Here is a 21,505-nt window from a genome sequence, read left to right as displayed (position 1 = left end):
AGGAGGTACGTCCATGTCCGAGCCGCGACCGGCTCCCGACCCCCGCGGTACGGCGCCCACACCCCGGCGGATGAAGCCCGCGCCGCTGCTCTTCGAGCCGCCCGAGGCCGTCGCCGACCCCGAGCACTTCTTCGACCTGGAGTCGATGGAGGACCCGCACGAGCTGCTCGGCCGTGCGACGGAGCTGGCGCTCGCCTTCCGGGCGGCCGCCGACCGGGCGACGGAGTTCCAGGCGCTGGCGGCGGCGCAGCTGACCGACCCCAAGCGCTTCGACCGGCTGCCGCTGTCGGTGCTCGCGGAGCAGGCCGACTGGACCGAGGACTACGCGCAGAAGATGGTCGAGTTCGGCCGCAGCCTGATGCGCGACGGCGATCCGCTGCTCGGCGACAACGGCTGAGCGGACCACCCGCCCCCTCCGCCCCACGCGCCTCACTACGGCTCATGGTCCATGATCATGAGCCGCTGGCATATGCGAGGGGCGGGAAGATACTCCTCACGACTCGACCTTGTCCCGGATTCCGGCATTCGGCAGCAGCGGATCGCGCCGAATCGGTAGACCTGTCCCCATGAGCGACTGGCTGCCCGAGACACCCCGGAATCTCGCCTTCCCCACCACGGCGTACGTCACCCTCGCCGGTGCCGACTGGCTCGCCTCCGCCAGCCCTCACCCGCGCAGCATGCACACCCTGTGGGCGGCGCGCCCGACCGCGCCCAGCGTCCTGCCGTGCGGCACCGCCTTCGACGTGATCAACGCCCCCGCGCTCTTCGGGCGCCGCATGGTGAACCACCTGTGGTCCACGGGGCCCGGCTCCGGGCCGGTGGCCGCGCACCGCGGCCGGATCCTGCTGTTCGCCGCCCCCGGCACCGCCCAGCGGCTGCCCGCTCTGCTCGACTGGATGGGGGCGCCGTCGGCGAGGTCAGGTGGCGAGGGGCGCGTCGCCGTGCCGGCTCTGCTGTGCCACGGCACCGGGGACGCGGTGACGGTCCCGCCGCTGCATCCCCGGCCCGCCGCCGAGGGTCCCGTCGCGGCCGTCGACGGGACCGCCACCGAGGACACCCTCGCCCCGAACGTCTCCCGCTGGCTGGTCGCCCCGGATGTCCGCAACCCGTGGCTCCCCGGGCCGGACGTGCTCCTCTGGGCGTGCCTCCGCGTCGCCCGCGCCGGGGCCGACGGGGGCGACGAAGGCGAAGGAGACGAGAAAAGCACGGAAAACGCAGCTCAGAGCGGCCTTCCGGCCCTGATCCCGCAGTGAGGGAAATCGATTTTTGCCCTCCCCGATCCGGGTGCTAATGTTTTCCCCGTCAGCAGGCGCCGCTAGCTCAGTTGGTTAGAGCAGCTGACTCTTAATCAGCGGGTCCGGGGTTCGAGTCCCTGGCGGCGCACCGACAGACGAAGGCCCTCACCACGGTGAGGGCCTTCGTCGTTGTCCGCCGAAACCGCGGAGGGTTCGCTCACCCGCCCCCCACCTTGACCGTCCAGTCCCCGTCGGCCGACCGCCCGACGACCTGGACGCGCACCCCGTCCTCGGTGTCGCGCAGGCTCTCGCCCACCCCGAGCGGCGCGTCGGCGAGCGGCGGGTAGACGGAGGTGCCCCAGCACGCCTCGGTGCCGGGGTGCCCGTCGAGCACCTGCACCGGGCCGGACCCGGAGGCGACGTCGCTGCGCACCCGGTAGACGAGGATGCCCTCGGAGCAGACCGACCGGTCGTTGCCCGTGGCGCCGCGCGCCTCCATGGCGAGCGCGCTGTCGGGGCCGGTGCGGACCACCAGGAGGCGCGGCCGGCGCTTGTCGCCCGGCGCCCTGGGGGCGGACAGCGTCTGCAGCGTGTGCACGGTGGAGCTGGTCAGTTCGGCGCAGTCGACCTGGTTGTCGGCGATCCACCCGAGCTTCCACTTGTGCCAGGCGAACGGGTCGGGCGCGAGACCGAACTGGCTGCCCATGAGATCCCAGTCCCCGACGTGGGTGTCCCAGTCGCCGTTGCCACTCTCCGGGCGGTGGTAGAGATCCGGCAGGTCGAAGACGTGTCCGGTCTCGTGGGCGAGGACGTTGCGGTCCGGCGGGCTCTGTTCGAAGACGGTGACGAAGCGGCGGAGGTCGGCGTTGTCGGCACGCATCGGCTGATCGAGATTGACGACCTTGGTGGCGTCGGAGTCGACGCCGGGCGCGTCGGGGTCGGCGACGAAATAGACCATGTCGTAGCGGCTGAAGTCCACCGCGGAATCCGCGGCGGCGACCGCGTCGCGGAGGTAGTTCGCGCGCCGGTGGGAGTCCCAGTCCCGCTGTATGCCGTAGGCGGTGGAGACGTGCGGCATCTGCACCCATTTCTTCTGGATGCTGGGTCGCAGCCGGAACCTGCCGTACGAGGCGCGCTCGAAGAAGTGGGACGTGGCGGGGAAGTAGTCGGCGGCCAGGTCCCGGGGGCGGACGACGGGCTCGGCATCGGGGAAGGACAGGAAGACCATCACCGCGTCGAGCGTGCCGGCCGGGCGTGGATACGAGCCGTTCCAGGAGTCCACACCCTCGGAATGGTGGGCGTCGGAGCGTCCGAGCGCGCACGAGAGGGACGCCTCGGAAGCGGTGGCGGGGCCCGCCACGATGGACGTCGCGACGAGCGCGCTCAGGGACGTGGCGATGGCCGCGACGCGCCGCAAGCGGCGGCGGTCCACCCCGTCGGGTGTCTGGACGCGCGACACATCGACCTCCAGGGACGGAACAGTGACCCCTCACCCACCCTGTGGCGATTTAAGGGTATTTGCCCTGTTCCGGAGGACCAGACGAGTGACCGGCGCGTCTCGGCCACGCCATAACGGAAAGTGACAAACGGCCAAATGGGCAATCCGCGCGAACAGACACGGGCAGAAATGGCTGAAGTTCCGTCATGCGTGCCGACCATCACGGCTGCGTCGCTGGATCGGCCGCTGCGCCAGCCTCTATGATCGCCACACTTTCCAGCGCGAGATCCCCCCTCCATCACGAGACAAGCGCCATGCGGGAGCGAGCAGTGAGCGGACACCCCGACAGTCCGGGCCGCACGCCCGGAGCGACGCTCTCCTCGGTAACGGAGCGTAACGGTACGACCAAAGGAACCGGTGGCGCTCACCCCGCCCCGGCCGGCCCCCGCGACGACTCGGCCGCCGCGCTCGGCGACTACCGCGCCGCCTTCCACGCCGGCCGCCTCCCGATGGCCGTCCTCAACCGCGACGGCCTGGTACTCGCCGCCAACCCCGCCTTCGGCGAACTGGTCGGCGCCGACCCGGACGAGCTGGTCGCCTCGACCGCGGCGGACCTGACCGACCTCGGCGCGGACCCGCGGGTATGGACCGCCTACCGCGAAGTGCTGTGCGGCCGCAGCGACCGGCTGCGCTGCACCCGGCGGCTCAAGCACCCCGACGGGCACTCCGTCTGGGTGGAGGTGACCGTCGAGCCGATGACGCACGAGGGGCGGGTACTGCTGTCGGTCTCGGACATCAGCGACCGGCACGACCTGCTGGCCCGGCTGCGGCATCTGCAGATGCACGACCCGGTCACCCGGCTGCCCAACCGCGCCCTGTTCTTCGAGCGGCTCTCCACCACCTTGGAGACCGCCGGCTTCGAACCGTCCGGGACCGGCCGGATCGGGCTGTGCTACCTCGACCTGGACGGCTTCAAGGCCGTCAACGACACCCTCGGGCACCGTGTCGGCGACCGGCTGCTGAGCGCGGTGGCACAGCGGCTGATGCGCTGCGCGGACAGCGCCGGGGAGCGCGGGCCGGGCCGGGGCGGGTATCTGGTGGCGCGGCTGGGCGGCGACGAGTTCGCGATCCTGGTGGAGGACTCCACCGGCACCGACCAGCTGTCCGAGCTGGCCCAGAGCGTGCTGGACGCGCTCCAGCGGCCGTTCGACCTGGCCGGGCAGCGGCTGTCGGTGTCGGCGAGCATCGGGGTGGTGGAGCGGACCGCGAACGGCACCACCGCGACCGGTCTGATGCAGGCCGCGGACACCACGCTGTACTGGGCCAAGGAGGACGGCAAGGCCCGCTGGACGCTCTTCGACCCCGAGCGCAACGCCCACCGGATGACCCGGCAGGCACTGTCCAGCACCCTGCGGCCGGCGGTGGACCGGGGGGAGTTCACCCTGGAGTACCAGCCGCTCGTCGGGCTCGACGACGGGCGGGCGCAGGGTGTCGAGGCATTGGTGCGCTGGCGGCACCCGCAGTTCGGGACGCTCGCGCCGAATCGGTTCATCGCACTGGCCGAGGAGAACGGCGCCATCGTCGAGCTGGGGCGCTGGGTCCTGGAGCGGGCCTGCCATCAGGCGCGCGCCTGGCAGCTGGCGCACCCCGGCGACCAGCCGCTGTTCGTCAGCGTCAATGTGGCCGTGCGTCAGGTGTGGGATTCCGACCTGGTCGCGGACGTGGCGGGCATCCTGGCCGAGACCGGGCTGCCGCCACGGCTGCTCCAGCTGGAGCTGACCGAGTCCGCGGTGATGGGTTCGGCCGGCCGGCCGCTGCAGGCCCTCCAGGCGCTCAGCGACATGGGGGTGCGGATCGCCATCGACGACTTCGGCACCGGCTACTCAAACCTCGCCTACCTCAGCCGCCTGCCGGTGTCCGTACTGAAGCTGGACGGGTCCTTCGTGCGCGGCTTCCGCTCCGAGGAGCACCCCAACCCGGCGGACGAGATGATCGTGGAGGCGCTGGTCGCGCTGGCCCACCGGCTAGGGCTCACCGTCACCGCGGAGTGCGTGGAGAGCGCGGAACAGGCCGAGCGCCTGCGCCGCATCGGCTGCGACACCGGCCAGGGCTGGCTCTACTCCCGGCCGGTCTCGCCGGCCCGCGTCGAGGCGCTCCTCGACGCGGGCCGGCGCACCGGCAGCTGAGGCCCGCGCCGGTCTCCTGACGCGGCGGTGGGGCGGCCGTCGTACGGGCCGCGACGAGGAGCCGTCCGCCTACTCCACCGGACGGCGCCCGGCGCCTCCCCGCGCCGGCCGCGGCCCGCACGACGGCCGCCCCACCTACCGGTCCGTCAGGCTTCCGGCAGTCCGTACGCGTCCGCGATCAGCTCGTACGAACGCAGCCGGGCCGGGCCGCCGTGGGCATTGGCGGTGATCATCAGCTCGTCGGCGCCGGTGCGCTTGGCGAGGTCGTCCAGGCCCTGGCGGACGGCGTCCGGGGTGCCGTGGATGACGTTGCCGAGCCAGCTGTCGACGAAGTCACGCTCCCGCTCGGTGAAGTGGTGGGCGGCGGCCTCCTCCGGGCTCGGCACCAGGCCGGGGCGGCCGGTGCGCAGCCGGATCATGGACAGCGCGCCGGTGAGCACCTGGCGGCGGGCCTCCTCCTCTTCCTCGGTGGCCAGTGCCGAGACGCCGATCAGGGCGTACGGCTCGGCGAGCACCTCGGAGGGGCGGAAGGACGCGCGGTAGAGGTCGAGCGCGGGAACGGTGTTGGCCGCGGAGAAGTGGTGGGCGAAGGCGAACGGCAGCCCGAGGGATCCGGCGAGCTGGGCGCTGAAGCCCGAGGAGCCGAGCAGCCACAGCGGCGGCCGGTGAGCGGACTGCACGCCGCCGGGCGAGGTGGCCTGGACCGGTCCCGGCACCGCGTGGATCTTGGCGTACGGGTGGCCGTCGGGGAAGCTGTCGTCGAGGAACCGGGTCAACTCGGCCAGCTGCTGCGGGAAATCGTCGGCGCCTTCATGCGGCCGGTCGCTCCTGCGCAGGGCCGCCGCGGTGCCACCGTCCGTACCCGGCGCGCGCCCCAGGCCCAGATCGACGCGGCCGGGGGCCATCGCCTCCAGCGTCCCGAACTGCTCGGCGATGACCAGCGGCGCGTGGTTGGGCAGCATGACGCCGCCGGAACCGAGCCGGATGGACTCCGTGTGCGCCGCCAGATGGGCCAGGAGCACAGCGGGCGACGAGGAAGCGACGCCGGGCATGGAGTGGTGCTCGGCGACCCAGTAGCGGTGGAAGCCGCGGCGCTCGGCGGTCCTGGCGATGCCGACGGCGGTCCGCACCGCGTCGGACGCGGTGCGGCCGGCGCCGACCGTCACCAGGTCGAGTACGGACAGGGGGACGGGTGCGGTGCCCTTGGCGGTGCCCCGGATGCCGTCGCCGGTGTCCCGGATGTCGTCTTCGCCGCTCACGGTGCGGGTCCTCCTCGCGTTGCCGGTGTGCGACGAGGACAACCGGAGCACTTCTCCGCTTATTCCCGGGAGCGGGCCGGGGCCCGGGGTCCGGCCCCGGGGAATCCGGCCTGCTTTCGGGGACAGATCAGCGACCCCCGCCTGCCGCTGTGCCCGCGTCAGGTGCGCGCGGGCCGCGAGAAGAGAGTGCCCAGCGCCGGGCAGGCGATCTCGCGGTCGAGCAGGCGCAGCCCTTCCCAGGCCGTCACCTGGTTCGCGGTGAGCACCGGCTTGCCCAGCTCCGCTTCGAGCGCGGGCAGATGCGCGGCGGTGTGCAGGGCCGTATCGGGCAGCAGGACCGCCTCGGCGTCCGGATGGTCGCCGGCGCGGGCGAGTTCCAGCACCTCCGCATGGCCCCAGGTGCCGACCTCGGCGGCGGTGATGATGCCACTGCCGCGGGTCGAGACGACTTCCGTTCCGGAGGACTTGAGGAACGCGTGGAAGTGCTCGGCGACATCGGCGGGGTAGGTGGCGGCGATCGCGACCCGCTGGGCGCCGAGCGCCTGGATGGCGTGCGCGAAGGCGAAGGACGTACTGGAGGCGGGCAGGCCGGCGGTGGCGGACAGCTCACGGACCTGTTCGTGCGCGCCCTCCCAGCCGAAGACGAAGCTGGCGCTCGTGCAGGCCCACACGACGGCTTCGGCGCCACGACTCTTCAGCTCCGCGACGCCGGCGGCGAGCCGCGAGGCGGAGCCCATCTCCAGCAGCGCGTCCACCCGGTGGGCGTCCTCGCCGATGTCGGTGTGCACGAGCGGCAGGCGGACCGTGCCGCCCAGGAGCGTTTCGAGCCGGGGGTAGTCGTCCTCGGCGGAGTAGCCGGGGTAGAGGAAGCCGACCGATGCCATGCAGGTCTCCCTTGCGTGTACGACTGCGGGTGCGGGTGGTTCTGCTGGTGTGGATGGTTCTGCTGGTGCGGGGGGTTCGGTGAGGGCAGACGGGGCGTCGGGGGGGCGCGAGTGCGCCGGCGGACGCGATGACGGCCGTGCCGGTGCGGCTGTACGGGTACGGCTGCGCCGGTACGGCGGTGCGGGTACGGCGGTGCGGGTACGGAGGTGCGGGTGGTCGCTGCCGGCGATTGCGACGCCGGCAGCGGATGGGTGAGTGTCGGATCCGGGCCGGCCTCAGACCGGTGGCTGGGGCCCGGGATCCTCGGGGATATAGGGCGGCGCATCGCCCCCGTCGGGCACCTCGCCGTCCGGCGGGGGGACCGACGTGCCGGCGAAGGCTGCCTCGGGCGTCGCCCGAGGACCTCCCTCGACGGCCCCCGACCCGGACATCGCGGCGGGCCCGCGCCGCGCCACCGGGTCGAGCAGTGCCTGATACGGGCCTACCGCCTGGACGCCGATGGCACGCAGCGCGGCCCACATCGTGACCTGGTTGGCGGACAGGACCGGCATCCGCAGCTCGGCCTCCAACTGCGGGATGACGTCGTAGGTGGGCAGGTTCGTGCAGCTGATGAACAGCGCGTCGGCATCGCCGACCACGGCCGTGCGGGCCATGTCGACGACGTCGCGGTAGGGCACCTTCCAGATGTGCCGGGTCAGTCCGAGGTAGGCGCGGCCGGTGACCGTGATGCCTGCCTCGCCGAGATAGTCCTCCAGTGAGTCGGTGACCGATTTGGTGTACGGCGTCACCACCGCGATGCGCCGCGCGCCGATCTCGCGCAGCGCTTCGATGAGCGCGCCGGAGGTGGTGAGAGAGGGGACCTCTCCCGCCTGGGCCATGGCGGCGCACATGGCCCGTTCGCCGGCCATGCCCGCGACGAAGCTGCCGGAGGTGCAGGCATACGAGATCACCTGCGGGGAGACCGCGCACAGCGCCTGGACGGCGGCGTGCAGGGTTTCGTGCTCGCTGACGAGACGGGCCAGGTCGAGGCTGACCTCGACGGGCACGAAGGGAGTGCGGGTGAGGTGGAGGGAGACATCGTCGGGAACCCAGCGCCACAGCTCACGGTCGAGCGCGAAGTCGAAGGGAGCGACGACGCCCACGCCGAGCTGCGGCTGTGGGCCACCCAGAAAGGAGACGTCCATGAAGGCCCCTAGAAGAAAAACGAAGGGCTGGAGTGGCCAGGCCAGTGGCCGTGGGTATTGGTGCAGCCGGTACAAGCCGGGACGTCGGGACAGAGCCGTTGTTGACACCGTAGATACGACTTCTTAGCGTGGTCAATCCTCGCATCTCAGGCATCTGTCGGCGCCCCCTTCAGTAAAAGGGGCTCATGTTTCAGAACGGTTTCTGGCTATGTCCGAAAGCACCGTCCTCGTCCTTGGTTCCGACCCGCCGCCGAAGCTGGACAGACTGACCGGCCGCGCCCAGGTGATCTACGCCGACGAGGCGTCCCTGGCCGACCTGATTCCGTCCGCCGACGTGCTGTTGGCCTGGGATTTCACCTCCGATGCGATCCGGGACTCGTGGCCCTCCGAGGGGCCGAAACCCCGATGGGTGCACACCGCCAGCGCCGGCGTGGACCGGCTGCTGTGCCCGGCGCTGGTTGCCGACGACACGCTGGTGACCAACGCGCGGGGCGTTTTCGAGCAGCCGATTGCCGAATATGTGGCCGGGCTGGTGATCGCCATGGCGAAAGATTTTTACGGAAGTTGGGAATTGCAGCGCCAGCGGCGCTGGCGGCACCGTGAGACGCTGCGGGTCGCCGGCACCCGCGCGGTCGTGGTGGGCTCCGGCCCGATCGGGCGGGCCATCGGCACCACCCTCCAGGCGCTGGGCATCACCGTCGATCTTGTCGGCCGCCGGGAACGATCACCGGATCCCTCCTTCGGCACGGTCCATGCGAGTGACGCGCTCAACGGCTTGCTGCCGCAGGCCGATTGGGTGGTCTGCGCGGCGCCGCTGACCGAGGCGACCCGCGATCTCTTCGACCGGCAGGCGTTCGGCCGGATGAAGCCGCAGGCGCGGTTCATCAACATCGGACGCGGACAGCTGGTCGTCGAGGACGATCTGGTCGCGGCCCTGCGCGAATGGCGGATCGCCGCGGCCGCCCTGGACGTCTTCCAGCACGAGCCGCTGCCCGAGAACAGCCCCCTGTGGGACGTCCCGCATCTGATCATCTCGCCCCACATGAGCGGGGACACGCTGGGCTGGCGGGACGCCCTCGCCGAGCAGTTCCAGGACAACTTCGACCAGTGGGCCTCCGGCAAGCCCCTGAGCAACCTCGTCGACAAGCGGCTCGGATACGTACCGGTGAGCTGACGCGGCGGAGATCGACCGGTCCGGCACCCGGAGGTGGCCGGACCGGTCGACCTCCCCAACCCGCAAGCCCCACCAGCCCCCACCGGGCCGCGCCGGACACACCGGTCTCGGCCCGGCCCTTCGATCGGCCACGCCCTCGCACGTCCCCACCCCGCAGCAGCCCCGTACCCGCCCGCTGCCCCGCTCCGGGGCGGCCCACGCTCGGAGGACGCATGACGACCGCACCGACCCACCTCGCCGATCTCAACGCCACGCGGCTCACGGCCGGGTACGCCGCCGGCGAGTTCTCCCCCGTCGAGGTCACCCGCGCGACCTTGGAGCGCGCCGAGGCCGCCCAGGCCCGGACGAACTGCTTCACCCTGATCACCGCGGACGAGGCGCTGGCCACCGCCAAGGAGTCGGAGGAGCGTTGGCGGGCCGGGGAGCCGGCCGGCCCGGTGGACGGCGTGCCGACCACCGTCAAGGACCTGATCCTCACCCGCGGCACGCCGACGCTGCGCGGCTCCCGCACGGTCCGGGCCGAGGGCCCGGCCTGGGACGAGGACGCCCCGTCGGTGGCCCGGATGCGCCAGGCCGGTGCGGTGTTCGTCGGCAAGACGACCACCCCCGAGTTCGGCTGGAAGGGTGTCACCGACAGCCCGCGGCACGGCGTGACGGGCAATCCGTACGACGCGGGGCGCACCGCGGGCGGCTCCAGCGGGGGCAGCGCGGCGGCCGTGGCGCTGGGCGCGGGGCCGCTGAGCCTGGGCACCGACGGCGGCGGATCGGTCCGCATCCCCGCGTCGTTCTGCGGGATCTTCGCCCTCAAGGCCACCTACGGCCGGATTCCCCTCTATCCGGCGAGCCCGTTCGGGACGCTGGCGCACGTCGGGCCGATGACCCGGGACGCGGCCGACGCGGCGCTGATGATGGACGTGATCACCGGCGCGGACTGGCGGGACTGGTCCCAGCTCGCACCGGGCACCGCCTCCTTCCGCGACACACTGACCGGCCCGGTGGCCGGGCTCCGGGTGGCGTACAGCCCGTCGCTCGGCTGGGATGTGCCGGTGGCGCCCGAGGTCGCCGCGGCGGTCCGCGGCGCCGTCGACCGTCTCGCCGCGCTCGGCGCGCACGTCGAGGAGGTGGATCCGGGCATCACCGACCCGGTGGAGGCGTTCCACACCCTGTGGTTCAGCGGCGCGGCACGGGTGGTGCAGAACCTGGGCGACGACGACCGGCAGCTGCTCGACCCGGGCCTGCGGGAGATCTGCGACCAGGGTGCCCGCTACAGCGCGCTGGACTACCTGGCCGCGGTGGACACGCGCATGGCGCTGGGCCAGGCGATGGGGCGCTTCCACGAGACCTACGACCTGCTGATCACGCCGACCGAGCCGATCACCGCCTTCGAGGCGGGCGCCGAGGTGCCGGCCGGGTCGGGGCACACCCGCTGGACGGGCTGGACACCGTTCACCTACCCCTTCAACCTCACCCAGCAGCCCGCCGCCACCGTCCCCTGCGGGGTGGACGGCGACGGGCTGCCGATCGGCGTGCAGCTGGTCGGGGCGCGGCACGCGGACGCGCTGGTGCTGCGCGCCGCGCACGCCCTCTACGAAGCGGGGGCCGCGGAGATCCCCGCTCCCGCTACACCCGGCGGAAGTTGAGCGACTCCCCCAGGGCGCCGGCCCGCCACAGGTCCTGACAGGCATCGGCCATCCGGTCCAGGCCGTCGACGACGGCGCCCCACACGATCCCGGGGACCCAGCCCGCGTCACCGTTGATCAGCAGATTGTTGCGCTCGTAGAAGAGCGCGAGATCGACGACGGTGGCGCGGCCCTGGTGCTTGGCCTGGGTCTCGTAGCCGTAGGACTTGGTGCCCAACTGGGTGTCACTGAAGGTGAAATAGCACAGATCACCGGGGATCGGGGTGATCGTCGGGTTCTCCAGCGGTGGCTCCTCGGGGGCGAACGGCGGGACGAGCGTGTAGATCTCGTTGCGGGCGTACTTGGCGTGGTAGACGTCGCCGCCGAGCGGGAGGGCGTCCCATACGGCGTCGCAGGTGATCGGCGCGCGGTCGTCGAGCAGCTTGGCCGTGCAGCTCACGCCGCGCTTGTCCAGGGAGACTTCGATGAAGCGATCAGTCATGCCCAGATCGTAGGGGGGCAATACCGGCGTACGGAACAACTCAGAGGCGCTTATATCAAGGGCTGGAAACGATCGGCATATCTGCCGATCGTTCGGGTAGTCGCGCGCCCATGGCGCCACCACACGGGAACACCTCAAAATCCAAAGGACAATGGCCTAGCGGCATCCGCCGTCGCACGCTGCTCGCGGGGGTAGCGGCGCTCGGCACAGCGGGTGCGATCGGAGGGACCAGCGGCTGCAGTCAGGTACCGACGGCCGACGCCAAGGACGGCGGCCACCTGCTGGAGCGGCTGCGTGCGAAGGGCTCGGTCACCCTGGGTCTGGCGGGTGAGCAGCCGTACAGCTACATCGGCCGGGACGGCAAGATGACCGGCTCGTCACCCGCCATCGCCAAAGAGATCTTCAAACGGCTCGGCGTACCCAAGGTCGAGCCCTTTCCGACCGATTTCGGCTCTTTGATCGTCGGGCTGAATTCTCAGCAGTTCGATGTGGTCGCCGCCGGGATGTACATCAATCCGGAACGCTGCGCCAAGGTCATCTTCGCCGATCCCGAGTACCAGATGCTGGACGCTTTCATTGTCCGCAAGGGCAATCCCATGAAACTCCGCACCTACAAGGACATCGCCAAAACCGGGGCAAAGATGGCGACCGGCGTCGGATACGCCGAACTGGACTACGCCAAGGAAGCCGGCGTCAAGAACGTCTCCACCCTCCCGGACCAGCTGGCCGGGCTGCTCGCCGTCGAGCAGGGCCGGGTGGACGTCTTCGTGGGCACCGCGGTCACCGTGCGCAACGTCGTACGCCAGTCGAGGACCACCAAGGCAGAGGCGACCGCCGAGGTCACGCCGCTGGTGGACGGCAAGCCGGTCATCGATGTCGGCGGCTTCGCCTTCCGGACCCCCGAGACGGCGCTGCGCGACGCGTTCAACCGCGAGCTGCACAAGATGAAGAAGACCGGCGAGCTCCTGGACCTGATGCGGCCTTTCGGTTTCAAGAAGGACCAGATGACGGAGATCACCGCCAAGGAGAAGTGCCGGCCATGAGCGATATCACCTGGGGTTTGTGGGAACTCCTCCTCAAAGGCGTGTGGATCACCGTTCAGCTGACCGTATACAGCGCCGCACTCGGCGCCGCGGTGGCCTTCGTGATCGGCATCGCGCGCACCCACCGGCTGTGGATCGTCCGTTTCCTGTCCGGCGCCTATTTCGAGATCTTCCGCGGCACCTCCGCGCTGATCTTGATGTTCTGGGTGTTCTTCGTGCTGCCGATGGGCTTCGGCTGGCAGCTGATCCCGATGTGGGCCGCGGTCCTCACACTGGGCCTGACGTACGGCGCGTACGGCTCCGAGGTGGTGCGCGGCGCGATCGCCGCGGTCTCCCCGGCGCAGCGCGAGGCGGGCATCGCGCTCAGCTTCTCGCCGGCCCAGCAGCTGCGGAAGATCATCCTGCCGCAGGCCTGGCCGGACATGATCCCGCCCTTCAACAACCTGCTGATCGAGCTGCTCAAGGGCACCGCGCTGGTGTCGATCCTGGGCGTCGGCGACATCACCTTCGGTGCTTCGCTGGTGCGCAACGCCACCGCGCAGAGCGCTCCCGTCTACACCGTCATCCTGGTCATGTACTTCGTACTGGCCTTTGTGCTGACCCGTGGGATGCGCGTGGTGGAGCGGCACGCCAAGGCAGGCATCGGCCAGGCACCGCCCGAGCGGACCGCCATGACAAGCAAGCTGAGCATCGGCGGGCAGGCCGGGCCGGCGAACGGCACGGCGGCCGGCGCCGCGGCGGAGGGTGATGTGCGATGACGTTCGACTGGTCCGCGGTCGGCGATTTCCTGCCGACGTTCTGGAAAGGCGTCCTGGTCACCCTCCAGGCCCTGGCGCTCGGTTCGCTGATCGCCTTCGCCCTCGGCCTCGTATGGGCCCTGGCGCAGCGCTCCCCCCTCAAGGTGGTGCGCTGGCCGGTGACCGCGCTCACCGAGTTCGTGCGCAACACCCCGCTGCTGGTGCAGCTGTTCTTCCTCTACTACGTCATGCCCGAGTGGGGCATCACGCTCACCGCCATGGTCACCGGCGTGATCGGCCTGGGCCTGCACTACTCGACGTACACCGCCGAGGTCTACCGCGCCGGCATCGACGGCGTGCCGGCCGGCCAGTGGGAGGCGGCCACCGCGCTGAGCCTGCCGCGCAGCCGCACCTGGATAGCGGTGATCCTGCCGCAGGCCATCCGCCGTGTGGTTCCGGCGCTGGGCAACTACGTCATCGCGATGCTGAAGGACTCGCCGATGCTCTTCGCGATCGGCGTGCTGGAGATGCTGGGTGAGGCACGGCAGTTCTCCTCCTCGACCTTCCAGACCGTCGAGCCGTACACGGTCGTCGGTATCGCCTTCATCCTGATCGCCTACCCCGCTTCTCTTCTCCTGCGAGCCCTGGAGCGTCGTCTTGTCCGCTGACAGCAACACCCCCAACACCACCGGCCCCCAGGACGCGGCGGACCGGTCCAAGGAGACGGCCAACCCGGCGGTCGACGGCAGCGAGCTGATCCACTTCGACAAGGTCACCAAGCGCTTCGGCTCCCACACCGTCCTCGACTCGCTGGACATGAAGGTGTTCTCCGGCAAGCACGTGACCCTGATCGGGCCCTCCGGCTCCGGCAAGACCACGATTCTGCGGCTGATGATGACGCTGCTGAAGCCGGACGAGGGCACCATCAAGCTCAACGGCGAATACCTCACGCACGAGGAGAAGGGCGGCAAGCTCGTCCCGGCGAGCGACCGCCACAGCCGTGAGGTCCGCAAGAACATCGGCATGGTCTTCCAGCAGTTCAACCTCTTCCCCAACATGAAGGTGCTGCGGAACATCACCGAGGCCCCGGTGCACGTCCTGGGCCTGGAGAAGGACGCGGCCGAGGAGCGTGCCCGGGAGCTGCTCGACCTGGTCGGCCTCACCGAGCACCTCGACAAGTACCCGACCCAGCTCTCGGGCGGACAGCAGCAGCGGGTCGCCATCGCGCGGGCGCTGGCGATGCGGCCGCAGGTCCTGCTGCTCGACGAGGTGACCTCGGCGCTCGACCCGGAGCTGGTGGCGGGCGTGCTGGACGTCCTGCGGGACATCGCGCACACCACCGACATCACGATGCTCTGCGTCACGCACGAGATGAACTTCGCCCGCGACATCTCCGACTGCGTGATGATGTTCGACGCCGGCCGGGTCATCGAGTACGGGCCGCCGGAGCAGATGTTCACGGACCCGGAGCACGAGCGGACCCGCGAATTCCTGAGCGCGGTGCTCTGACACCGCCCCCCGTGCCGGAGCCCGGTCCCCTCGGTGGGGGGGCCGGGCTCCGGCGCGTCACGAAGATGCCGGAGCCCACCCGGCGATCCCACGGGCGCCGTTCGGGCGGCCACCGGCGACCCTCGATCGGGTTCCCGTGCCATGGTCATATGCCAGGGTGGCGCGCTCCTGGACAGACGCGTGCCCGCCTATGCTTTTCGGTCAAGACCCCCTCCATCGGAGGCCGTTGACCGCTATCGTGAGACGAGCCCCGTTGTACGGGAACGGTCGCGGCCAAGCGTCGACCGCGTCCAGTGCGACGACGGTCACGACGCAAGCGGTAACAACCTGCTAGGGGGACACCGTGGCGCTGAAGCCCGAGCCGACCGCGCCGTTCCATTCGGTGCAGTACGCCCTTCGCGTGCTCGAAACGATCTCCAGGCACGCCCACGGCGTGACCGACGCGCAGATCGCACGCGAAACAGCCATGTCCCCGGACCACCTCTCCCACATGCTGTCGATGCTGCAGCGCGAAGGCTATGTGGAGCAGGTCGGGGACGGGGCATATGTGGTCGGCGATTCACTGCTGCTGCTGGGATCGGGCGGTGAGCGCACCCATGCCCTGCGGGACAAGCTGCAGGTGACGCTCGACGAACTGCGGGACTCCGTCGGCGCGGCGGTCTACATCAGCCGGTACATCGACGGCGAGGTCAAGATCCTCCACTACGCCGACGGACCGCTCGCCCCGAAGGTCAACGAGTGGGCCGAATTCCGCCGTACGGCGCACGCCAGCGCGGTCGGCAAGTGCCTCCTCGCGCAGCTCGACCACGACGGCCGCAAGGACCACCTCTCCCGTCACAAGACCGCCCGGCTCACCTCGCGGACGATCACCAACGAGAAGGTGCTGTTCCACAAGCTCGACAGCCAGCCGCCGACGGTCCCGGTCCTCGACCTCCAGGAGTACGCCGTCGGCACGGTCTGCGCCGCCGTACCGATCACGGCCGGTTCGACGGTCGGCTGCCTCGCGCTGTCCATGCCGCTTGAGCATGCCCACCGCCTGCGCCAGGCCGCCGATGCCCTCAACCGTCGCGCCGCTCCGGTGCTGCTCTCGCTCGCGATCTGACCGGCCGGATCCGATTGGCCGGATCTGACCGGCCGGGCGTGTCACGGCCGGCCGGCGCGGAAGCGTCCCCGCGGCGCGCACGCCGGTTCACGCGCGGGCTGCGCCCCGCGGGCACCGTCGGCCGGCCCGGCCGGGAGCTCCCCCGGGCATGGTCTTCAGCACCCTTTCGGACCAGGTAGTATTTCTTTCGTCAGCGCGCGCCGCTAGCTCAGTTGGTTAGAGCAGCTGACTCTTAATCAGCGGGTCCGGGGTTCGAGTCCCTGGCGGCGCACGTGTGAAGTGGGCGTTCTCGGTTCTCCGGGGACGCCCACTTCGTCGTTGCGCACAGGCGGTCGCTCACCGGTCCAGCAGATGGTCCCGTTCGTGGTCGCGGTAGTGCGCCAGGAGCACGGCACGGTCCCCCGCGGTGAACGGCCGGTACCTCCGCCCCGATGCCCCCTGGCACTCGGCGCCTCCCGCGGCACCGGCCCCTTGTGGCGACCACCACACCTGCTCGGGACAGCGGAAGCCGGTCCGGCGCAGCGCGACCCGGTGCACCTTGTTGGTGGCGGTCACCGGCAGCGCCACCACCGGCCGTACGAAGCGGGGTGCCATCTTCGTCCCCAGGTCCGGCTGGGCGGCGAGGAAGGCCGCGAAGTCGTCGGGGTCGAATGCCGCGCCCTCGCGCAGTGCGAGGGCCGCCATCACCTGGTCGCCCGCGACGGGGTCGGGCACGGCGTACACGGCGACTCCGGCGGCCGGGGCGTAGCGGGCAAGGATGTTCTCGATCATCGCGGCAGCGAGGTTCTCGCTGTCGACCCGCAGCCGGTCGTCCGTGCGCCCGGCGAAATGGAAGAACCCCTCGGCGTCCCTGAAGAAGAGGTCGCCGCTCCAGTACCAACCCGCGCCGCGGCCCGCGGCCCTGCCCCTGGTGCGGGCGGCGGTGGCCTCGGGGTTGCGCCAGTAGCCCTCGAAGGAGCTGCGGCCGCGGTTGACCAGCTCCCCTATGGCCTGCTCGCCGTTGAGCAGGCGGCCTGCCGCGTCGAGGTGGGCGGGCGGCAGCTCGACGCCGGTCTCCGGGTCGACGACGGCGAGGTCGTCCCCCGGGGCGGGCCGCCCGATGGCGCCCGGTGGGGTGTCCGGCGAACGCTGGAGCGCGGCGCCGCCCTCGGACGAGCCGTATCCCTCGGTGAGGCGCACACCGAACCGTTCGGCGAAGCGGGCGGCGTCCACGCTGCCGGCCTCGGTGCCGAAACCGGCGCGCAGCCGGTGGTCGTGGTCGTCGGGGCCCGGCGGGGTGGCGAGCAGATACTGCACGGCACGGCCGACGTAGGTGAAGTAGGTGGCGCCGTAGCGGCGGACGTCCGGGAGGAAGGCGGAGGCGGAGAAGCGGCGGCGCAGCGCGACGGCAGCGCCGCCGGCCAGCGCGGGCGCCCAGCCGGCGATGACGGCGTTGCCGTGGAACATCGGCATGCAGAGGTAGTGGACGTCGTCCCGGCGCACGCCGAAGTACCCGGCCAGGGAACGGCCGGCGGCCGCCAGTCTGCCTTGGGTGCAGAGGGCGGCCTTCGGCGCCCCGGTGGATCCGGAGGTGAAGCAGAGCAGCATCCGGGTGGCCGGGGTGGGCGTGCCTCCCCGGCCGGTGCCGATGACTTCGGCGGGGCGGGCCCCCTCGTACGGCGTGAGCAGTTCCTGGTAGGCCGGGTCGTCCACGACGAGCACACGGTCGGGCGGGACGGGGAGTTGCAGGCCGGTCAGCAGCGGCAGGTGGGCGCGTTCGGTGATCACCAGCGCGCAGTCGGTGTGGGCGATGTCGCGGGCGAGCTCCGGGCCGCGGCGGGTGGGGTTGATGCCGGCCACGGCCGCCCCGGCGAGCGCCGCCGCACTCAGCCACAGCGCGTATTCGGGGACATTGTCCAGCAGCACACCGATGTGCGGCGGTGCGGCGGGCGGCAGCAGATCGCCGAGCAACGCCGCTCGGGCGGCTGCCCCGGCGGCCAGCTCGTGATGGGTCAGAGTGAGGTCGCCGCAGGTGGCGCCCGGCCGGTGGTCGCCCCACTGCGCGAGCACGAGTTCCGCGACGGTGGCGGCGCCGTGGCCTTCGCGGGAGGTGCCGCCGCTACTGGTGCCGTTGGCTGCCATGGCGCCGCAGCGTAGCTGACGCTCCGTCAGTTGTGGAGAGGGTTGGAGGGGATGAGGTGTACGGGACGCCGCCCGCGCAGCACTCCCGGCGACGCGCCGAGGGCCTCCCCGGGGGAAGTCAGGGAGGCCCAGCGGTAGCGCGCCGCCGTCGCCGGGCGGGCCGAACGTCAGGAGACGTCGACGTCCGAGCAGGCGTAGAAGGCGTTGCCCGTGTCGGCGACGTTCCAGACGCCGAGAATGAGGTGCCGGCCGGACTTCTGGGTGGGCACGGTGCCCTGGTGCTGCACCGTCTGGCCCGGCTGGGCGCCGCCCATCGGGACCGTCATGAACGGCTCGGGTTCGAGGTCGGCACGGGTGAGGGGCTTGCTCGGGTCGTAGCCGTCCTTGGTGATGAAGTACTGGAAATCAGCGGTCGAGTGACGTGCGGTCAGCCGCCAGGTGAAGGTGTATCCCTGCCCCGCGGAGAGCTTGGTGCCGGGCCAGTCGCCGCCCCGCGGGTCGTCCAGCTCGGCGAAGTTGTCGTGGCCGCCGGAGCAGATCTTGCCGTCGGCGGGGCCGGCGGCAGGGAAACCCTTGGGCGCCTCGACGCTCTGCGGTTCGTACTGGATCGCGCCGCAGTCCTTGACGGTGCCGTTGGCGCAGAGCGCCTGCCGGCTGGGGGGCGCGTCGCTGTAGCCGTGGCTGGAGGCGCTGCCGGTCGACAGGAAGGAGACGCCGACGATGCCGAGACCTATCACGGCAGCACTGAGCTTTTTGCGCATGCTTCGCTCCTGAAGAACGTGGGGGGAGTTCCGTGAGCTGGAAGTGCGGTCTAGACCAAACCGCAGACTAGTAAGCGGTGTTGGACATGTCCAGACCAATAACGCTCGGATCTCCGGGACTGCCCCACGGGCCTTGACGGCACGCCACTGACAGGCAACAGGGGGCGACGAGCGGCGGCGCGTGGGCCGCTTCCTGCCACGCGCCCGCCCTTGTCGGCCAGGGCGCCCGACCGCCGCCCCACCGTCCCCAGGGGTCAGGCCGCCGCCGTGAGGGAGCCGGATTCCGGGCGGGCGGCCGCGTGCACCAGCGCGGTGTACGTGCGCCGGAGTGCGATCAGCGACTCCTGGGCCTCGCGGTAGACCGCGGCATCGGGGCCACCCCGGTGCGCCAGGGTGCGCACCGGCGCGCAGTGGCGGTCCATCGCGCTGAGCCAGGCGCGGTGCTGCGCGGGCAGGTGGCGGCGCTGGTACTGGCGCCCGCCCTCCCCCACCCGTCCTCGCCCGCCGATGCCCAGCACCGCGTCCGCGGCCTGAAGGACAGGCGGCTCCAGGGCGCCCTGTTCGGCGAGCGCGGCAAGCACCGCGCTCTGCGGCGAGGTGGTCACCGGAGCGTCCGCCAACTCGGCCGTCTCCGCGCGTAGCTGGGCGCGGAGAGCGTGCTGGATGCGGACCAGACGACGCAGCGCGGTGGGCGTGGAGGAGTCGTCGGGCGCGCGGCCGGCGAGGGTCTCGGCGAGCCGGAAGAGCCAGATGCCGTGCGCCTCCAGCCGGGTCGCGGCGAGCATCAGCCGGTCCAGGCGGCTCAGCGGCTGCCCCTCCGGTGCCCAGCGGACGATCGGTACGAGCGGTTCGGTGCGGGCCAGCTGGTCGATGGGGATGTGCCGGCGCGGCTTCCGTTCGGGGGCCCAGTTGTGCAGCGCGAGGGTGGGCAGCGCGACGAACTGGTCATGGTCGATCCGTTGCGCGATCGCCGCCCACAGGTCGAGGAACGCCTCGTCGGCGACCTTGCGGGCAGCCGGTGCGAGCGGGTCGAGACCTCCCCAGCCGCAGGCCACCGCGATCACCGCGACCCGCATCGCGGCGGCCTCGGCGTTGCGCGGCGAGAGCCGCGAGACCCGCTGCCGCAGGGCACTCAACTCCTGGGCGTGGTGCGCACGGTCGACCAGGTCGACGGCACTCTCGCGGCCCGGGGCGAGCGCCGCGGCGCGGGCCATGGCGTCCAGCCGCGTCCAGGTACCGATCATGGAACGGACCGGGGGCCGCTCGGGCAGGAAGCCGTGCGCCCGCGGGTCGTGCGGCGCGTTCGGGGAGAGGGCGTGCCCGTCCTCGCTCGCGGTGTGGTCCGCGCCGCCGCGCGGCGGCCGGGCCGCCCGGGACCGCCCGCCCTCCCCCGGCGCTGTACGCGGCGCCGGGTCTCGTTCGGGCGGCACGCCCTGGCCGGGAACCGTCACAGTGGTCAGGGACGTCATCAGCACTTCCCCGCGAGCAGCCGGGCCAGATGGGTGTCCATGTCGAGGTAGTCGTCCTCGTGTCCGGGCGGCACGATCGCCACCGTCTGCTCCAGCCATGCGGTCAGCTCCGTCGCGCGCACCGACAGCTCGCAGACGCTGTCGTCGGTGGACAGTTCGATGTGCACGCGCCGCCGGCCGCCCGGCTCCCCGGTTGGCCACACCCGTACGTCCCCCTCGCCGGCTTCGCCGCACAGCCCGGCGAGCAGCAGGTCACGGGCGAACAGCCAGGTGGCGATCGTCCGGCCGCGGCTGAGGAAGGCGACCTCGACCTCGTACGGACGGTCACTGCGGTAGCTGAAGCGGCCGGCCACCGGAGCGGTTTCGTCCGGCCCGAGGAGGAACTGCATCTCAAGGGTGCGCTTGGCTGTCGACACCACGACGATCAACCTTTCCGAGGGAGGGGCGGATCCCGGTGGACCCGGGCCTGGGCGCGCGTCCTACCAGACGCACCTGTGCAGGTCGGGGTTGCGGGAGGTGAAGAAGGAGTGACGGACGCCATGCCGGGGCGGGCCGCGCGGTCGCCCCGGCCCGGAGCCCGGACCCGGCACGCGGGTCCGGCGCGGGGGCCGGCACGGGGGCTCGGCGCCTCGCGGCGGCGCGCGAGGTGTCCCGCCACCGCCATCTCGGGCCCTCCTGAGCTCCGGAACCCTTCGACTCTCGCCTCGGCATCGACCTCAGCCTCTCAACTGGTGGGAGATACCGCATGTTGACGGGGCAACTGATGAAGAAGAGGAATAAAAAGGGGCATTTTGCCCTGTACCGGGCGAATGGCCGCGGGGGCGGACACCTCGGACGGAACGTACGTTCGGGCCTCGTCGGGGCGGACCCGCAGGGCGGAAAGGCGAGACCCGGAAGGGGCGCACCTGTGCCGGGGATCACACCGCTTGACCGCGTGAGGAGCCCTGCTGTGGGTACGGGGCATGCCTGGAGTTCGTGTAAAGTTCTTCAGGTCAGCGCGCGCCGCTAGCTCAGTTGGTTAGAGCAGCTGACTCTTAATCAGCGGGTCCGGGGTTCGAGTCCCTGGCGGCGCACATAACACTGAGGCCCCTCGCCATGCGAGGGGCCTCAGTCGTTGTCGGGACCAGGCCGCGGGCGGGGCCTTCCCTTGTGCGGAGCAGCCGGGGGGGGGGGGGGGGGGCCGCCCCCCCCCCCCCCCCCCGGGGGGGGGGCCGGCGCGGCGCCCCCCCCCCCCCCCCCCCCCCCCCCCCCCCCCCCCGCGCGGGGCGCGCGCACCCGGCC

The 21,505-nt window shown here is 71.6% G+C and carries 19 protein-coding genes and 3 tRNA genes; 13 read left to right on the top strand and 9 right to left on the bottom strand.

Annotated features, from left to right (window positions below; genetic code table 11):
* The first annotated feature begins 13 nt into the window (after window positions 1-13).
* From ACH4FH_RS30210 to ACH4FH_RS30200, 3 genes are all read left to right on the top strand, one after another.
* Window positions 14-397, top strand: coding sequence for a hypothetical protein (locus tag ACH4FH_RS30210; RefSeq protein ID WP_398559119.1), 384 nt, complete (start codon window positions 14-16; stop codon window positions 395-397).
* 169 nt (window positions 398-566) lie between these two features.
* Window positions 567-1,253, top strand: a complete 687-nt coding sequence (locus tag ACH4FH_RS30205) for a bifunctional DNA primase/polymerase (protein ID WP_398559118.1) — start codon at window positions 567-569, stop codon at window positions 1,251-1,253.
* 56 nt (window positions 1,254-1,309) lie between these two features.
* Window positions 1,310-1,383 (top strand) — tRNA-Lys (locus tag ACH4FH_RS30200).
* Between the two features lie 69 nt (window positions 1,384-1,452).
* On the opposite strand, the gene ACH4FH_RS30195 is transcribed toward ACH4FH_RS30200, so the two are convergent.
* Window positions 1,453-2,694: a M6 family metalloprotease domain-containing protein gene (locus tag ACH4FH_RS30195; protein WP_398559117.1), complete on the bottom strand. Its 1,242-nt coding sequence runs from the start codon at window positions 2,692-2,694 to the stop codon at window positions 1,453-1,455.
* A 293-nt stretch (window positions 2,695-2,987) separates the two neighbouring features.
* Here ACH4FH_RS30195 and ACH4FH_RS30190 point away from each other — a divergent pair, with 293 nt between their 5' ends.
* Window positions 2,988-4,859, top strand: coding sequence for a putative bifunctional diguanylate cyclase/phosphodiesterase (locus ACH4FH_RS30190; RefSeq protein WP_398559116.1), 1,872 nt, complete (start codon window positions 2,988-2,990; stop codon window positions 4,857-4,859).
* Between the two features lie 146 nt (window positions 4,860-5,005).
* Here ACH4FH_RS30190 and ACH4FH_RS30185 read toward each other — a convergent pair whose 3' ends face one another.
* From ACH4FH_RS30185 to ACH4FH_RS30175, 3 genes are all read right to left on the bottom strand, one after another.
* On the bottom strand, window positions 5,006-6,118 hold the full coding sequence (locus ACH4FH_RS30185) for an LLM class flavin-dependent oxidoreductase (protein ID WP_398559115.1): 1,113 nt from the start codon (window positions 6,116-6,118) through the stop codon (window positions 5,006-5,008).
* Window positions 6,119-6,276: 158 nt separating this feature from the next.
* Window positions 6,277-7,002 carry a decarboxylase gene (locus ACH4FH_RS30180; protein ID WP_398559114.1) on the bottom strand — a complete coding sequence of 242 codons (726 nt, stop codon included), beginning with the start codon at window positions 7,000-7,002 and terminating at the stop codon, window positions 6,277-6,279.
* A 276-nt stretch (window positions 7,003-7,278) separates the two neighbouring features.
* Window positions 7,279-8,187, bottom strand: coding sequence for a decarboxylase (locus ACH4FH_RS30175; protein WP_398559113.1), 909 nt, complete (start codon window positions 8,185-8,187; stop codon window positions 7,279-7,281).
* Window positions 8,188-8,395: 208 nt separating this feature from the next.
* Here ACH4FH_RS30175 and ACH4FH_RS30170 point away from each other — a divergent pair, with 208 nt between their 5' ends.
* Both ACH4FH_RS30170 and ACH4FH_RS30165 read left to right on the top strand, forming a co-directional pair.
* On the top strand, window positions 8,396-9,361 hold the full coding sequence (locus ACH4FH_RS30170; protein ID WP_398559112.1) for a D-2-hydroxyacid dehydrogenase: 966 nt from the start codon (window positions 8,396-8,398) through the stop codon (window positions 9,359-9,361).
* A gap of 212 nt (window positions 9,362-9,573) precedes the next feature.
* Window positions 9,574-11,001: an amidase gene (locus ACH4FH_RS30165; protein WP_398559111.1), complete on the top strand. Its 1,428-nt coding sequence runs from the start codon at window positions 9,574-9,576 to the stop codon at window positions 10,999-11,001.
* Here ACH4FH_RS30165 and ACH4FH_RS30160 read toward each other — a convergent pair.
* Entirely contained in the window at window positions 10,982-11,482 is a 501-nt protein-coding gene (locus ACH4FH_RS30160) for a DUF3830 family protein (RefSeq protein WP_398559110.1), read from the bottom strand. The genes ACH4FH_RS30165 and ACH4FH_RS30160 overlap by 20 nt on opposite strands.
* Window positions 11,483-11,592: 110 nt before the next feature.
* On the opposite strand from ACH4FH_RS30160, the gene ehuB reads away from it, so the two are divergent.
* The 6 genes from ehuB to ACH4FH_RS30130 all read left to right on the top strand — a co-directional run bounded on the left by ehuB (window position 11,593) and on the right by ACH4FH_RS30130 (window position 16,144).
* A complete protein-coding gene (ehuB, locus tag ACH4FH_RS30155; protein ID WP_398559109.1) occupies window positions 11,593-12,525 on the top strand; it encodes an ectoine/hydroxyectoine ABC transporter substrate-binding protein EhuB in 933 nt (310 codons plus the stop codon).
* Window positions 12,522-13,283: an ectoine/hydroxyectoine ABC transporter permease subunit EhuC gene (gene ehuC, locus ACH4FH_RS30150; protein WP_398559108.1), complete on the top strand. Its 762-nt coding sequence runs from the start codon at window positions 12,522-12,524 to the stop codon at window positions 13,281-13,283. Before ehuB ends, ehuC begins: the two co-directional genes overlap by 4 nt.
* Window positions 13,280-13,930, top strand: coding sequence for an ectoine/hydroxyectoine ABC transporter permease subunit EhuD (ehuD, locus tag ACH4FH_RS30145; protein WP_398559107.1), 651 nt, complete (start codon window positions 13,280-13,282; stop codon window positions 13,928-13,930). Before ehuC ends, ehuD begins: the two co-directional genes overlap by 4 nt.
* A complete protein-coding gene (ehuA, locus tag ACH4FH_RS30140; protein WP_398559106.1) occupies window positions 13,920-14,771 on the top strand; it encodes an ectoine/hydroxyectoine ABC transporter ATP-binding protein EhuA in 852 nt (283 codons plus the stop codon). The genes ehuD and ehuA overlap by 11 nt, the downstream gene beginning before the upstream one ends.
* Window positions 14,772-15,114: 343 nt before the next feature.
* A complete protein-coding gene (locus ACH4FH_RS30135) occupies window positions 15,115-15,873 on the top strand; it encodes an IclR family transcriptional regulator (RefSeq protein ID WP_398559105.1) in 759 nt (252 codons plus the stop codon).
* Window positions 15,874-16,070: 197 nt separating this feature from the next.
* Window positions 16,071-16,144, top strand: a tRNA-Lys gene (locus ACH4FH_RS30130).
* Between the two features lie 65 nt (window positions 16,145-16,209).
* On the opposite strand, the gene ACH4FH_RS30125 is transcribed toward ACH4FH_RS30130, so the two are convergent.
* The 4 genes from ACH4FH_RS30125 to ACH4FH_RS30110 all read right to left on the bottom strand — a co-directional run bounded on the left by ACH4FH_RS30125 (window position 16,210) and on the right by ACH4FH_RS30110 (window position 20,643).
* Complete coding sequence (locus ACH4FH_RS30125; RefSeq protein ID WP_398559104.1) at window positions 16,210-17,994, bottom strand: AMP-binding protein; 1,785 nt, start codon at window positions 17,992-17,994, stop codon at window positions 16,210-16,212.
* Window positions 17,995-18,161: 167 nt separating this feature from the next.
* Window positions 18,162-18,755, bottom strand: coding sequence for a lytic polysaccharide monooxygenase (locus tag ACH4FH_RS30120; protein WP_398559103.1), 594 nt, complete (start codon window positions 18,753-18,755; stop codon window positions 18,162-18,164).
* Window positions 18,756-19,009: 254 nt separating this feature from the next.
* Entirely contained in the window at window positions 19,010-20,224 is a 1,215-nt protein-coding gene (locus tag ACH4FH_RS30115) for a hypothetical protein (RefSeq protein ID WP_398559102.1), read from the bottom strand.
* Complete coding sequence (locus ACH4FH_RS30110; protein ID WP_398559101.1) at window positions 20,224-20,643, bottom strand: SsgA family sporulation/cell division regulator; 420 nt, start codon at window positions 20,641-20,643, stop codon at window positions 20,224-20,226. The genes ACH4FH_RS30115 and ACH4FH_RS30110 overlap by 1 nt, the downstream gene beginning before the upstream one ends.
* A 580-nt stretch (window positions 20,644-21,223) precedes the next feature.
* On the opposite strand from ACH4FH_RS30110, the gene ACH4FH_RS30105 reads away from it, so the two are divergent.
* A tRNA-Lys gene (locus ACH4FH_RS30105) sits at window positions 21,224-21,297 on the top strand.
* The last annotated feature ends 208 nt before the right edge of the window (window positions 21,298-21,505 follow it).

Origin of the sequence: Streptomyces sp. NPDC017993 (assembly GCF_044328065.1) — a bacterium.
Lineage (GTDB): Bacteria > Actinomycetota > Actinomycetes > Streptomycetales > Streptomycetaceae > Streptomyces.
This window is presented reverse-complemented; position numbering and strand designations above follow the sequence as displayed.